General features: G+C 55.8%; 15 protein-coding genes. 5 read left to right on the forward strand and 10 right to left on the reverse strand.

All coding sequences use genetic code 11. The annotated features are described in order from the left end of the window. The first annotated feature begins 60 nt into the window (after window positions 1-60). Window positions 61-1,887 carry an ATP-binding protein gene (locus R5H29_RS16570; RefSeq protein WP_332329491.1) on the forward strand — a complete coding sequence of 609 codons (1,827 nt, stop codon included), beginning with the start codon at window positions 61-63 and terminating at the stop codon, window positions 1,885-1,887. A 105-nt stretch (window positions 1,888-1,992) separates the two neighbouring features. Here R5H29_RS16570 and R5H29_RS16575 read toward each other — a convergent pair whose 3' ends face one another. Genes R5H29_RS16575 through R5H29_RS16585 form a run of 3 tightly spaced genes read right to left on the reverse strand, consistent with a single transcriptional unit; the run spans window position 1,993 to window position 3,018 of the window. Next, on the reverse strand, window positions 1,993-2,211 hold the full coding sequence (locus R5H29_RS16575) for a hypothetical protein (RefSeq protein WP_332329492.1): 219 nt from the start codon (window positions 2,209-2,211) through the stop codon (window positions 1,993-1,995). A 38-nt stretch (window positions 2,212-2,249) separates the two neighbouring features. After that, complete coding sequence (locus R5H29_RS16580; protein WP_099530066.1) at window positions 2,250-2,549, reverse strand: hypothetical protein; 300 nt, start codon at window positions 2,547-2,549, stop codon at window positions 2,250-2,252. A gap of 10 nt (window positions 2,550-2,559) precedes the next feature. Next, window positions 2,560-3,018, reverse strand: a complete 459-nt coding sequence (locus R5H29_RS16585) for a hypothetical protein (RefSeq protein WP_332329493.1) — start codon at window positions 3,016-3,018, stop codon at window positions 2,560-2,562. Window positions 3,019-3,135: 117 nt separating this feature from the next. Between R5H29_RS16585 and R5H29_RS16590 the strand changes: the two genes are divergently transcribed. Further along, the gene (locus R5H29_RS16590; RefSeq protein WP_332329502.1) at window positions 3,136-3,468 is read left to right on the forward strand and encodes a helix-turn-helix transcriptional regulator; all 333 of its coding nucleotides are present in this window, start codon (window positions 3,136-3,138) and stop codon (window positions 3,466-3,468) included. A 388-nt stretch (window positions 3,469-3,856) separates the two neighbouring features. On the opposite strand, the gene R5H29_RS16595 is transcribed toward R5H29_RS16590, so the two are convergent. Then, complete coding sequence (locus R5H29_RS16595; protein ID WP_332329494.1) at window positions 3,857-4,246, reverse strand: H-NS family nucleoid-associated regulatory protein; 390 nt, start codon at window positions 4,244-4,246, stop codon at window positions 3,857-3,859. A 222-nt stretch (window positions 4,247-4,468) separates the two neighbouring features. Here R5H29_RS16595 and R5H29_RS16600 point away from each other — a divergent pair, with 222 nt between their 5' ends. Continuing rightward, window positions 4,469-5,500, forward strand: coding sequence for an ankyrin repeat domain-containing protein (locus R5H29_RS16600; protein ID WP_332329503.1), 1,032 nt, complete (start codon window positions 4,469-4,471; stop codon window positions 5,498-5,500). 379 nt (window positions 5,501-5,879) lie between these two features. Then, a complete protein-coding gene (locus R5H29_RS16605; protein WP_332329495.1) occupies window positions 5,880-7,277 on the forward strand; it encodes a site-specific integrase in 1,398 nt (465 codons plus the stop codon). Between the two features lie 107 nt (window positions 7,278-7,384). Here the strand turns inward: R5H29_RS16605 and R5H29_RS16610 are convergent, their stop codons facing one another. From R5H29_RS16610 to R5H29_RS16635, 6 genes are all read right to left on the reverse strand, one after another. After that, window positions 7,385-8,182 (reverse strand): hypothetical protein, encoded by a 798-nt coding sequence (locus tag R5H29_RS16610; protein ID WP_134708998.1) that lies wholly within the window; start codon window positions 8,180-8,182, stop codon window positions 7,385-7,387. After that, a complete protein-coding gene (locus R5H29_RS16615) occupies window positions 8,179-9,516 on the reverse strand; it encodes a hypothetical protein (protein ID WP_332329496.1) in 1,338 nt (445 codons plus the stop codon). Before R5H29_RS16615 ends, R5H29_RS16610 begins: the two co-directional genes overlap by 4 nt. Window positions 9,517-9,766: 250 nt before the next feature. Next, window positions 9,767-10,066, reverse strand: coding sequence for a hypothetical protein (locus tag R5H29_RS16620; RefSeq protein ID WP_332329497.1), 300 nt, complete (start codon window positions 10,064-10,066; stop codon window positions 9,767-9,769). Window positions 10,067-10,199: 133 nt separating this feature from the next. After that, window positions 10,200-10,553, reverse strand: a complete 354-nt coding sequence (locus tag R5H29_RS16625; protein WP_332329498.1) for a hypothetical protein — start codon at window positions 10,551-10,553, stop codon at window positions 10,200-10,202. Between the two features lie 40 nt (window positions 10,554-10,593). Beyond that, a complete protein-coding gene (locus R5H29_RS16630) occupies window positions 10,594-11,130 on the reverse strand; it encodes a hypothetical protein (protein ID WP_332329499.1) in 537 nt (178 codons plus the stop codon). A 669-nt stretch (window positions 11,131-11,799) separates the two neighbouring features. Then, on the reverse strand, window positions 11,800-12,174 hold the full coding sequence (locus R5H29_RS16635) for a DUF3592 domain-containing protein (protein WP_332329500.1): 375 nt from the start codon (window positions 12,172-12,174) through the stop codon (window positions 11,800-11,802). A 352-nt stretch (window positions 12,175-12,526) separates the two neighbouring features. Here R5H29_RS16635 and R5H29_RS16640 point away from each other — a divergent pair, with 352 nt between their 5' ends. Beyond that, window positions 12,527-12,970, forward strand: coding sequence for a GNAT family N-acetyltransferase (locus tag R5H29_RS16640; RefSeq protein WP_058979454.1), 444 nt, complete (start codon window positions 12,527-12,529; stop codon window positions 12,968-12,970). Window positions 12,971-13,000: the final 30 nt, after the last annotated feature.

Here is a 13,000-nt window from a genome sequence, read left to right on the forward strand (position 1 = left end):
GACGCTACACCAAAAGCTCTCCCATGAACCAATAGGCCATATAAATACAGGGGGTATATAGTGCGCCTGGAATCTGTCAGTGTTAAGAACTTTCGCTGCTATGAGCATGAGGTAGAGGTCAAACTATCGGATTTGACCACACTGGTGGGAAAAAACGACATCGGCAAATCAACCTTGCTGGAAGCGCTTGAGATCTTCTTCAATAGCGACTTGATCTCAATGGAGTCCACCGACGCAAATATTCGAAGTGGCAGCACCGATGTGCAAATAACCTGTACGTTTTCGGAGCTCCCCTCAAAACTGACTTTGGACGCTGGGGCGGAAACCACATTAGCGGATGAATTTCTGCTCAATCCGCAGGGGCACCTCAAAATTCGGAAGATTTATGGATGCGCGGCGAAAAAACCGGCGACTGAAATTTTCATCATTGCCAACCACCCAACAGCTCAAAGCGTGGACAATCTCTTAGAACTGAAGGAGAGGGAGCTTCAGGCAAAAGTGAAAGAACTGAAGCTGGATGTTGCGCTCAAAGGAAATCCTGGCATGAGAAGAGCTCTGTGGGCGGCCACCCAGGATCTTGAACTAGCAGAGAAAGCAATTCCCGTCAGCAAGCCCAAAGAAGATGTGAAGCGCATTTGGGAACAGATTGAACCCCACTTGCCAATCTTTGCTCTATTTCAAAGCGACCGTAGCAGTAAAGATTCCGACGACGAAGTGCAGAGTCCAATGAAAGCGGCAGTCTCCGCAGCATTGGCAGAGGTGCAAGATGACATAGCAAGAATCCAAGCACGCGTGAGGGACAAAGCGGAAGAGATCGCCAAGCACACCCATCGTGCACTGATGACACTCGATCCGAATCTGGCCAGCGAATTAACGCCTGAGTTCACTCCACCTACCGCAGCAAAGTGGCTCGGACTCTTTTCAGTGGGCCTTACTACTGATGATGGCATCCCACTAAACAAGCGTGGAAGTGGCGTCAGGCGGCTTGTTCTTGTTAGCTTCTTCAAAGCTGAAGCGGAAAGAAGACTGAAGACGAGTAGCCGCCGAAGCATCATCTACGCAATCGAAGAACCAGAAACAGCGCAGCATCCAAATAACCAGCGAATTCTTATCGATTCATTTAAGTCTTTAGCGGAGGATTCGGGGTGCCAAGTCATTCTTACCACGCACAGTCCTGGCTTTGCTTCAGAACTACCACAAGACAGCATTCGCTTTATCTGTCGCGATGCAGTCACAAATTGGCCAACTGTCCTTAGCGGCGTGGATGTCTTCGGAATGGTCGCAGACGCACTCGGAGTGACTCCGGACAATCGAGTCAAGGTCTTGCTTTGCGTTGAGGGTCCCAATGACATATCTGCCCTCAAAGCGCTTAGCAAAGCACTGCATTCACAGGACCCAACGCTGCCAAACCTTGAAATTGACCAACGTTTTGCATTCGTCTCTCTAGGAGGCGGGACGCTTGGCCACTGGGTTAATACGAATTACCTAAAAGGACTTGGCCGTAGAGAGGCGCACATCTACGACGGCGACGTTGCAGATTACGCAAACGCGGTCACTGCGATAAATGCCAGAGAGGACGGCTCTTGGGGAGTTCAGACCAGAAAGCATGAGATGGAATGCTACCTTCATTCTGATGCTATCGAAGCGGCGTTCGGAGTTCGAGTCGAAGTGAACGATCATCCGGTCGATGGGAAGACCACACCCGTGATGTTTGCGGAGGCTTATACCGCCTATCGCGGTCTTGGCGCTCCCATGAGTGAGAAAAAGGCCAAGCAACACCTTGCCAGAAGCGCGTTCCCTAAGATGACCGCAGCAATGCTCGATAACCGAGACCCGGCAGGTGAAGTGCGAGGATGGTTGCAAAAGCTGAGTGAGATGGCTAACTAAATTGATGCAACATGTTCGTCCGCCCCGAGCGGACGAACATGTCATATGGTTTGGAGAATGGTGAAACGCTACTTCATGCTCAATTTCGGCTCACCCAGGCGAACGTCAGTAGAACTTTTGGGCTTGAGCACGCCTTGAGCGGCGGCGGAGTAGCCACGGCAGCCCCCACAACAGCAAGAGGGGCCAGAAGACAACCTGGCCGAAGAGCATCAGCCCAAATACTGCTCCTTCAGCGGTAGTGCCCTCCTCAAACACCACGCTACAAAGCCACCACAGTGCCGCGACCGTGATGAGCCAACGCACCACGTTGAAAAACGTCCACATCTGAACCTCCTAGCCAGGGGTTGGCGGCGAGCTTGAATTCAGCGACGGTCTACGACGGTCCAAGTGCCATCGACCTTGTCGATGACGAAAGTGCCGACAAGCTGCTGTTGCTCAGTCCGAGTGCCCAGCTGATACCGCGCAGTTCCAGTGACATTGCAGGCATAGCCAGGACTGTCCCCTCGCACGCACTCGCCAACTTTCAACCTCTCGAACGTCATGGTCGTACCTGTTGCTTCTTTGAAATACGCCGTCAGCGCCTTTTCAACATCGCCACTACCAGGCCCGCCCGAGCAAGCAACCAGCAGCGCAGCGACGGAGACCATCCAGAGCTTCTTCATGTGTGTTCCTTCAGTCGATGAGTAGGCAGTGACTGCCCGGATTCGTTGCAGTGCCAGGCAGGACTTCGCTGTCGATCACTGACCCGGCCTTATTGATGACGACGACGATCTGGCTAGGCCGCGCAGAAGAGTCCTCCTCACGCTCGCCGAGGTAAGCCAAGGCAACGGTTCCCCCGAAGTCGTAGACCTTGCCGAAGCCGATGACGCTATGTGCTTCGGCAGGCAGCAGCACCGGCTTGCCATCCAGCTTGATAGCGCGCTTGTAGTCGCGGCCCTCGACGGGGTCTATGCGGCCGATCCTGGTTCGGATGGGCCCAGTGGGCGTTGCGGAGCTATGACCCGAGGCCCAGATGAACTCGGAGACCTTGGGCTTTCCTCCCCCATCCCCCCGAAACTGACCGCTCTGCAGTTGGCACGACAAGCTTTGCGCAGCCTCGGCAGAAGCAGCGAACGCCAGGAGACCCACCACTGCCCAGCACCTCATATCCATTCGACAGCCTCCAGGTTCAATTTTGCGTTGAACGCAAATGACCGACTAAGCTTATGCGGTCAAACTCTGGAGAGTCAACGTGTTTGTTTCTGCCGGATGCCCGCTCCTCAGCCCACGCCTACAGCCCTTGGTCATCGGCTACGCGCAGCACGCGTCGCCAAAGGCTGGACCCAAGCTCAGCTAGGCGAAATGCTCATGGGCGTGGATGACTCAAATACGACGGCCCCTCGCATCAGCCGATATGAACGAGGGATGCACAAGCCGGACTTGGAGACCATCGAGAAGCTCGCAGAGCTTCTAGACCTTCCTGCGGCCTACTTTGTGGCGGCATCGGATGTTGTGGCTGAGGCAATCCTAGTGCTATCGCAACTAGACAGTCCCAAACAAGCAAAGGCCTTGCAACTGTTGAAGGATCTAGCGAATAAGTAAGCCGCAAAAAACCTTAGAGCAGAGGAATTTATGGTGCTACATCAGGGAACGAGACGGGAACGCTTGCGAAGCTTCATTTCCAAAACTCGCATTAGCCTAGCTATTTGGTTGGCAAGCATTCGCAAGAAAAAAGACCCGCCCCCACCAAAGCGAGGGAACGGGCCGCTCCTCTAACAGTTTCGCCAGCCAACCGTTAAAACCCAAATGACGCTGCAAGGGAGCCGTAGAACGACATCATCTGCGCAGGCCGCCCGATAGACAGTCTACGGCCAGGCGAGCAAGGCGGGCATCTCGCTGAAGCCTACCAACCAGGCTCCCTACGGCACCAAGAAGCCGAAGTGAGTGAGCAACAAAGTCAGGAGCCCCGCATCGCGGGGCTTCTGTCTTTTCACCCCGGAAACGCTGGGAACTTTTCGTTGGGATGGGAGGCCTTCCAAGTCGTGTAAGCGGAAGTCCCTTCCCAAGCAGCGAAAGCACGAGGGGTCCTACCCCGACCGGTCCAGGTCTCGCCAGTGTGGGGAAGCCAATACTTGGGCGCGACGTCCTTCTTCGCCGCAGCTCCCCTCTTGGGCGCATCAGCCCCGAGCATGCTGACGATCTCGGCGCGCTGCTTCGCAGAGAAGCTCTTACCGTATTGGGAAACGAGGTTCGCGACCTCGGCGAAGGCATCAGCGGCTTGTTCTTGGAGAAGCTGAACTTCCTGTTCCTCAAGCTTGCGCAGCTCTTCAGCAAGCTTGGCTTTGGCGGAGGCAATGGAATCGAGTGACGGCTTGGTCATTCTTAAAAACCCGAGATAAGTGCGATGAGATGAAACAATGGCCTATGGCGATATTAGGAAACGCCAGTAGCACCATGCCCTATACGCTATCGCCTCCCGTAGCCTGGCACAAGCCAATTCCCATCCGCTTTCACAGCGCAGAAGCGAATAAGAACAGTGTCTCCGCTTGACAAGCAAGCGCCCTGCCTTAGCCTTTGCGCCGGAGCGCACAAATTGAAAACAATGAACGAGCTAAGAACAGCGGTACAAGCAGGCGACATCTCAATGGTGCTGTCACTAATTGAGATGTCAAACATGCCATCAGAGTTCGCCTGGGAAGCAGTTTCCCATGCCATCTCATTGGATCGCGAACACGTTATAGACTCGCTCCTTCCCAAGCTAGTTCCCAAGAAGACAGCCTACCCTTTGGTTTACGCCGCCAAAAGAGGCATGGCTTCGGTCGTTCAGAAGCTTATACCCCTATCCGATCCGACTCCAGCAGGCGAGCAATCCCTGGTGCTGGCCAATGCAGCGAAAAGTGGCAGTATTGAAACTGTGTTAGCTCTGTTACCGGTGACCGACCCACTGGCTGACGACTCAGAAGCGCTAGAGGAGGCAGCAAAGGCAGGGCATGCTGATATTGTCCGCCTTCTTATTCCCCTGAGCGATCCTAAGGCACGCCAAAGCAGCGCCCTTAGCGCAGCAGCGCGGAGCGGCCACGCGGGCGTAGTCAAGTTGCTGCTACCGGTATCCTCATCCATCATCTGTGCGACTCAAGTCTTCCCGACTGTGGCGGCACTTGGGCATATTCCCGTTCTGAAGGTCTTGCTAAGAGCTCGGCTGCCAGACGCAGGCGACACCTACACCTTTGGCTTGGATCTAGCTGCCAGGGACGGGCATGCATCAGTAGTTGACCTGCTTATACCAGCAATCGAACGCGCTGGAAGGCCCAGGGGATGTGGTTTGAACGCGATATGTGAAGCAGCCAAAGCGGGACACATTGACGTGGTCAAGCGGCTGATCTCGTTCGTCTCGCGGACTGATTGCTCTGTTGCATTGTCATACGCGTTTACCAAAGGTAAGGACGCCGTTTTCGTCGCGCTTCTTCCTCACGCTGACGCAATGGAGGCGGAGTCCCACATCTACGGCATGGAAAGCAAGGCAGCCTTTAGGCGAGAACTAGATCGGATAGCAGCTGAAGCGCAGTGCAGTGCGCTTGAAATGACTACCCCCAGGGCAATCAGTAAAGATATCAAAAGAAGACAGAGACTATGATCCCCAAGCCCGCATAGGGGTGGGCGATTAGCACTTGCTCGAAGAGGATCCAAGCTTGGCGACAGGAATGATCTTGAAGATATTTTTGAGAGCACAATCACAAATTCGAAATGCCTATTCTGTAAGAAAGCACGCTTAGGCGTAAGCACCCTCAAAATCGTACAGTACAGAAATGACTGCAAGATAGAAGCGGTCACCAAAGGAAAACCCTTACGCCACAGCGCCCCGCAAGACAAACCGAACCAATTTCCTCTAAGAGTTTTCGCGCTAATTCCAACGTTTCGGCGAATGCCTAAGCAACGCGGCAACCCTCTAGATCTCGTTTGACGAATCATCGCTAGGCCTTAGCACTGCTCCCATCATCTACGGAGACAGTGCAATGCCAAAAACAGTAAAGAACTTCCTTCAAGACTTCCCTTTCAATCCAGACTCCGATGACACGCTGCACCTTAAGGGCGTCAGGATCGGACGCTTCCGGATTGATGAGCTGGTCATCACCGGACGCGAAGCGGCCATCCACGCGCAAGAAATCCTCAACGCGGCTATGGAGCGCTCTCGACGCTCTCGCATCAATGCCGCAGGCACGCGCTACCTTGAGCCACTCTCCGCAGCCCACCCTGCCCGGCTTCTATCCGTAGAGATCAAGGACTACCTGGGAGACCGGGAACGCCGCTGCCTCGCCCAAGAGACCATCGACTCCACAGCCCGAACCCTGCGGTTTCTCCAGATGACCTGCGGCGACATCCCCGTCTCGCGTATTGACCACCCTCACATCTACCGCCTCTGGGACCTCATGCGCTGGTCGCCCCCAGGCCTCTTCTCTGACCCCGCCTATCGAGGGATCAGCTATGACGAAGCCATTGCCTGCGGCAAGGAACTAGATGTTCCTCAGCTTGCCCCTGCAACGCTCGAACGGCATCGACGCTTCCTTGTCTCTTTCTTCAATCAGCTGGTCAAGACCAAAGCCATTGACGCCTCTCCCATGGCTGCGTTCGCAGAGATCAAGAAGGACCTGGTCACCGATGCCAACAAGCCTGAGCGCCTCTTTGATGAAGACGATCTCAAGCGCATCTTCGACCCCAAGACCTTCATTCCTTGGGCGAGCAAATACCCCCACCGATGGTGGCTTCCTATGATCGGACTCTACACAGGTGCACGCATCAACGAGGTCGCTCAGCTGAAGGTGGCCGACATCGTCCAGGAGAGCGAAGTCTGGTGTATCCGCATCCAGAAGACTGTGGATCCTGACCTGGCGCACCGGACCCGGCTCAGGAGTCGGCAAAGCCTAAAAGGCAAGGCATCTATCCGGACCATCCCTATCCCGAAGCCGCTGCTTGACGCAGGCTTCCTGGACTTCATGGGTGACATCAGAGAATGCGGTCACCCTCGCCTCTTCCCACACCTATCCGCTGGCGTGAACCGTAAGACCGGTGAGACCAATGCTCGCTACAGCCTGGCAGCGCTTAGCCAGTTCAGCCGCTACATGAAGGACCTTGGCTTCCCAAGAGGTGTTGGTTTCCATGCCTTCCGCCACACCATCGCCACAGAGCTCCACCACCAGAACGTCCCTGACGAAGACATTGCCCTGATCACCGGCCACTCTGTCAGCAAGCGTGTGCCGGTGCTTCACGAGGCCTACTTCCACAAGAAGCCCGCCGTGATGCGCAGGAAGCAGATAGAGACCTTGGAGAGATACAGGCCTGCGGTGGTGCTTCCGGTCTATGCCAAGGGGCAGTTCAAGCGCTGCTTGAAGGACAGGAAGAGGTTCTATCCGTGATGGCAACGCCACGGGCAAAACTCTCACGTAGCTTGGCTGCGCTCCGCTCTGCTGCTGCCTCTCGCGCAGCACCAGAATGTTCGCACGCGTCTTGCGAAGAGATAACTCTACTTCTGTAGATATCTACGGGGGCGTTTCGCTGTCGCGACGAAGACACCGTCTGAATGCATGGCCGCGAACATATTTCCTTGAACATACTCGGGCCAGAGCTGGCCCGGCAACCCAACGAAATCAACCGGAAGGTCAACCTCATCTTCGGGTGCCGCATCAGCGAAAGAGTCGAAGCTTCTTGGCTGCCAATTCTCAAAGGAGAAGCCCCGGTCCCATACCATCGCGAAGGCCAGCGGGTAGCTTTTGATGATGTAGATCGCCGCGCTCTTGCTGAGAGCTATGTTGCAAAGGGCGAAATCCCGCAGCACCGTTCGCCCGCCATAGGGATAGACCCAGTAGTGCAATCGAACTTGGCGAAGCAGATCAGAAGCGCTATCGAATAGATGCCTGCTGTGTGTTTCGTCATAGCGGTTTAAGCCGACTGAGCACATGTGGCCGAGGATGCCACGGGCAACGAGCTGTGGCTTGACCCTAATGGACTGATAGAAGGTCACCTTTCCAGGGTCTCTCAACAACGCCGCCACTTGGTTACACATCGAAATGAGCGCCTTGTCAAAAGGCGACATCAGCGCACCATTACAACGTCTGCAGAGCGTTCGAAAATGGACGCCATTAGGCATCTTATAGGAGGGCGGATGCTTGTCACCACTGATGGTATCCGCGATGCTCGCCACCCGAAGCGCTATTCCCTTGGCCCAACCTTGCGGGGGGACGTGGTTCGCAGTGAGCTCGCCCTGCTCGCCGCAAATGTTGCAGCGACCGTGAGAAGGTCCAACCGGAAACCGGAACGTCATGGTCCAGATCCATCACCAGTAGAGGGAGATAGCCTTTTCTCGATCACTGGCCAGCCTGGCTTCTGATAGTCAACAGTGGTCCCGGCATAGCCAACGACATCAAACACCAATCTCTTGAAAGTCTCTATACATATAAAAAATCGGTCGTACATTTTCTGATGCTCTTGGTCCGTGGTTCCAAGCAGCTCACCATGCGCAGCCTTGTGACGAATCTTGTTCCACGCCTCGAAGAGCTTTGGATTCAGAAGCCCGCGACGAATCAGGCTCTGGAAAACGCTCTTTATGCCTGGTCGTTCTGCGTTCTCCTTACTCTTCGTCAAGAGCCTTACAATCCTCTCATCCAGATCAAGACCAGCGCTTGAAGCCGAATCAAGCGTCACTTCGATAAGCCGAGCGAACTCCAGATCCTTATCATCGTTCGTCATAAACAAGCTTGCGAGCATGCCCTCGATAGAGGAGGACAGAACCTGTGCTCCGTTCTCGATACCTTCTTGCTGGGCGTAGCAGATGCGGGCAAAGTGATGGAAGATGAATGTCTGCACTCTACGGTCGCCTACTTGACGCTCGACGGAAATCCACGCCTCCAAAAACTCGTTCCAAGATGTGGCATATCGCCACGCACGTGGAACAAAGGGGACCATCACTTTTCGATGAGGGTCGCGTCGCCGCCCGAAGATCTCTACTACTTGCCGGTCGCCAAAGAAACGATACCCGCACATCGGCGAAAGTGGACGCCCACACAGCATCGCTACACCACGCAGGAAGTCCTCTGATCGTTGCTTGAAACCCTCCTGGGGCGCATGGAGCGAGAGTTCTGAATTTCCATGATGATCGATCACTCCCTTCCAGGAAGTCGAGCCACGCTCATGTTCCCACTTCTTCGAATGCGGTCGAGTCGGCATCTTCAGATCACCTGAAAAGTACCAGCCTTGGTACTCCTTCTCCAGTTCCTTTCGGGATGACTTCTGCTCCGCAACCAGGTTTGTGAGATTTGAAGTGAGCCTTAACTCTTGCCCTTGGTCTACGCCCAACAGCTGACGCTCACACCGCCACCGTATTCCAAGCGAGTCGTGCCCCGAAATGTTATAGCGACTCCTGTCTTCCACCAATTTACCGGGTTCCAAGTCGCTGAAAAGCTCTACGAATGGATCGAAGCGAGCGTCAACCTTCTGGCACAGGAGCGTGAATCCAATGCTTCCATCCTTCGCCTGGCTGACGACGCCAATCCCCTCGAAGACCAATGGCTCGTTCTCGACGCATTGCACCGCCTTGCAGTCAAATAGTTCTACTCGAAATTCACCAGCGACAAGCTGATCTCTGATGTTCTCGAACATCCTACTACTGACTGCTACAAGCTCACCGTCCGAAGACGCGGTGCTCGATGTTTCTCCCATCCCTTCTGCCTCTCATAGGTTCATGGTGAATGCGTTCGAGTTCAGTCCTATAGCGAACGCTGCTAACGCAGCGACAGGACTAGTAGAGGTGCCATGCTAGACAAGCACCCCAAGATGAAGCGTACAACTGGCCGCATTAGCTGGCGAGAGGCTATAAAAAAGAAGCCCCGCATCTGCGGGGCCCTAGAATTCAGTAGCCGTAACCGGATCGACGCTGCTGCGTCCTCGGCTGGTTGTAGGGGCTACCGTATGGATTGCTCTGCGTCGGCTTGTAAGGATCTACAGTCCCGGACTTCCCGTTGTAGGGGTTGTAATTTCCTTGGGTGCTGTAGTTGTCCAGCTTGGTGGAATTCGCATTGCTACGGTGGTGAGGCTGGACGTATGTACCGTCCGAGCGATAGTGCCCCTTTACGGAATGGCTCTGAGCCGAAACAGCAAAAGAGCCTGCCAGAGCGACACCAGCGGCCAGGGTGAGCAACAGCTTATTCATTTCCTTCTCCATGGACGGGGCATCAAACCCCACAGCCTCGTGCCCCCTGCATAGGCTGCAGTCCCCTGCCATCCCCGCTCTCCGAAGAGGCCTGAATCGGGATAGCCAGGAAATGGGACGATTGTCGCACTTCCTAGTCCGAGAAGAGTGCAACCCAACAAGGCATTCCGACGAGCGGTATTTCCCCCGTATTGGTCCTTCCTCCCAGAGCCAAATGCGCAGGCTGCGCGAATTCCCGTAGACAAAGCACTGAACCGTCTTCCATAACGAAATTCCAATCGGGTCGCATAAAGAATGATAAATCGCCACCCATTCGCGCTTGACTAATTGCAAATTCCAGATAAAAAGTAAAAAAATTGGGAGATAAAATGAATAACGAAAAAGAAAGAGAAGAAAAATCCGCCTCAAGATTTGCTGCGACGGCCCTGCTGGCAATTGCAATTTTGGCAGGCGGCTGGATCGGATGCGTAATAACCGCAATGTCCATTGGCCCGCGCCAAGTTAATCCAAATTGCCCCAACATACAGTCAAGTCACAAACAAGGACCCAATCCACAGCGCAAGTCCAGCCAGCGTTCCTAGCAATGTCCAAATTCTGGAATTGAACTTTGGCTGCAGCCCCACCGCACAGAAGAACAAAATTAGACCGAGCGAAAACGCATTTTCTAAAGAGATGTTTGTAGATGCCTCGAATCGATTCCAAAAGAGAAGAGCGAGCGCGTTCAGGATCAAAAATAGACCCGCGAAACCACCAAGTATTCGCGAATCAATTTTGTTCAGAATATTGTTAATTTCAATTTCGCGCCTGTCAGCCCACTCACGAAATCCACGAACAATTTTCTTGGACGCCACACCAATACCCTTGGGAGCATCTGCAGATTCAACGACAGCAGTCTCCTTTTGCAAATCATTCATTCCAAGACCGTTATAGATGCTGTCGGACTCAGATTCAAACTCACCCCCGAGCTCTTTTACCAGTTTAGAATCACTCTGAGCACCAGCCGCAATTGGCGCCGACCCAGCTTTGGTTGCACGCTCAGATCCAGACTCGTTTCCACTTTCCACTCTACTTCTCTCCTTGGTCGTAAATGCGATATTCCATTACTAGCTTCGGCGCCAACTTTGCTCCAGCCGGTGCCACAGCAAAAGGATCACAGGCAAGTCAGAGACACGCTTCTTAGAGCCTCGCTTTGAGCTATCGGCTTGCGAGTAAGAGACTTTAGCCCAGCTCTGCTGAGCCGACCTAGTGGCCTACGGCCGAAATGGTAGCTCGCATGCTGTGGTATAGAGGCTGCCCTGCAGCTATGCTCCGGGACACACCACAGGACACAAATCCGGTTTGTGGACGCCTCCGGAGCTAGGCGGGACGGTCAAGGTACTGTTTCCCCCTCTCTCCGCCAGACAAACGCAAAAGGGCCGCCCACAGGGTGGCCCTTTTGCGTTTGTCTGGCGGATGGGATGGGTGGTGAGAAGCCCCGCCGGGGTTCGACGGTTCTGCAGGAGCAGAACCGGACAGCCGCAGGCTGGTCCCGGGGCGCAACGCGCATCGGGATCGGGTGCAGGGATGCACCCGACAATCCCCCTCTCTCCGCCAGATAAATGAAGAAGCCGCCCAGTGGGCGGCTTTTCATTTTGGCTGGCGGCAATCGCCGCAGGCACTACCGGACTGAACAGGCGCTGCCGCCGTGGCCGGTCCAACGGCCCGCCCGCCGACGGCGCGCGATCGGCCGCGAGTCATCTGCGCCGGAGCAGTCCCCGCACGCAGGCGCCGACGAACGCCAGCCCCAGCAGCACCCACACGACCGTCATTCCCCACAACGCACCGAACGTATCCAGGACCGGCTCCAGCCGCAATCGCGCCGGGTCGTACAGCACGCGTACCGGCTGCCCAGGCTCATAGCCGAAAATCATGCCGCCCTGCGGGTACGAGATGCGTTGGCCGGTCACGGTGGTGAACGCGACCTGCGGATGCGATCCGCCGGCGTTCAGGCGCTCGACCTGGCCATCAACGGCCTGCGCGACCTCCAGGAACTCAAGACGATGCGTCACCTCGAGGGCGGCCACGGCAAGGCTCAACAGGCCCACCGCGCCAAACAGCAGACCACGCATGAGCTGGGCAGTCCGGGAAAGAGAAGGGTCAGGCGTCACTGGGCAGCTCCGTTGCAGGCAGGAAGACGAATGGGGCCGGCGGATCCTGCCGCGCGGTCAGTCCCATGTGTCGAAAGCACAGCCCGGAAGCCGCCGCGCCCCGCTGCACGCCATCGCGGCCGCATGCGCCTCGCCATTGCCCGCGAACGACGCACCCGCCTGGTACAGGCGCCTGCGTCCCGAGCACGGTCATTCGAGTGGGGAAAAGTCACCTGGAAAAGGATCGGCATCGCTCCATGTACCCTGGAACGCTTCGCCCCCTCCCAACGTCTGGACGGTTGAAATGCAGCCGGGCAACTCCATGGCATTTCCCATGAACCTCCGCCTCTACCGCCCCGCCGACGCCAGCGCCTGCCTGTCGATGTTCGACAGCAACGTGCCCACCTATTTCGCGCCCGAAGAGCGCAGCGACTTTGAACGCTTCCTGCGCGAGCAGGCCATGGACTGTGCATTCCAGGTGATCGAGCGCGATGGCAGCATCGTGGCCTGTGGCGGCCTGTCGCGACGCGGCGACGGCAGTGCCGGCTTCTGCTGGGGCATGGTGCAGCGCGCGCTGCACCGGCAGGGACTGGGCCGCGAACTGGCGCTGGCACGCCTGCGCCAGGCCGAAGCGGATCCGTCGATCAAGCGCATCACGCTCAGTACCAGCCAGCACACCCAGGGCTTCTATGCCGGGCTGGGCTTCCAGGTGACGCGGATCGTGTCCAATGGCCACGGCGCCGGGATCGATGCCGTGGAGATGGAGCGGAGGGTCTAGCCCTCCGCACCGCCCTGGATCCACGCAGGC

Origin of the sequence: Stenotrophomonas sp. A3_2, assembly GCF_036624925.1 — a bacterium.
Classification (GTDB): Bacteria; Pseudomonadota; Gammaproteobacteria; order Xanthomonadales; family Xanthomonadaceae; genus Stenotrophomonas; species Stenotrophomonas hibiscicola.

What these genes read in the sequence shown, in the direction of transcription:
- R5H29_RS16615 (WP_332329496.1), bottom strand. Translation starts at nt 9,516, where the DNA reads ATGTTCGAGAACATCAGAGATCAGCTTGTCGCTGGTGAATTTCGAGTA.
- R5H29_RS16605 (WP_332329495.1), top strand. Translation starts at nt 5,880, where the DNA reads ATGCCAAAAACAGTAAAGAACTTCCTTCAAGACTTCCCTTTCAATCCA.
- R5H29_RS16620 (WP_332329497.1), bottom strand. Translation starts at nt 10,066, where the DNA reads ATGAATAAGCTGTTGCTCACCCTGGCCGCTGGTGTCGCTCTGGCAGGC.
- R5H29_RS16625 (WP_332329498.1), bottom strand. Translation starts at nt 10,553, where the DNA reads ATGGACATTGCGGTTATTACGCATCCGATCCAGCCGCCTGCCAAAATT.
- R5H29_RS16640 (WP_058979454.1), top strand. Translation starts at nt 12,527, where the DNA reads ATGAACCTCCGCCTCTACCGCCCCGCCGACGCCAGCGCCTGCCTGTCG.
- R5H29_RS16580 (WP_099530066.1), bottom strand. Translation starts at nt 2,549, where the DNA reads ATGAAGAAGCTCTGGATGGTCTCCGTCGCTGCGCTGCTGGTTGCTTGC.
- R5H29_RS16600 (WP_332329503.1), top strand. Translation starts at nt 4,469, where the DNA reads ATGAACGAGCTAAGAACAGCGGTACAAGCAGGCGACATCTCAATGGTG.
- R5H29_RS16635 (WP_332329500.1), bottom strand. Translation starts at nt 12,174, where the DNA reads ATGCGTGGTCTGCTGTTTGGCGCGGTGGGCCTGTTGAGCCTTGCCGTG.
- R5H29_RS16575 (WP_332329492.1), bottom strand. Translation starts at nt 2,211, where the DNA reads ATGTGGACGTTTTTCAACGTGGTGCGTTGGCTCATCACGGTCGCGGCA.
- R5H29_RS16595 (WP_332329494.1), bottom strand. Translation starts at nt 4,246, where the DNA reads ATGACCAAGCCGTCACTCGATTCCATTGCCTCCGCCAAAGCCAAGCTT.
- R5H29_RS16610 (WP_134708998.1), bottom strand. Translation starts at nt 8,182, where the DNA reads ATGACGTTCCGGTTTCCGGTTGGACCTTCTCACGGTCGCTGCAACATT.
- R5H29_RS16590 (WP_332329502.1), top strand. Translation starts at nt 3,136, where the DNA reads ATGCCCGCTCCTCAGCCCACGCCTACAGCCCTTGGTCATCGGCTACGC.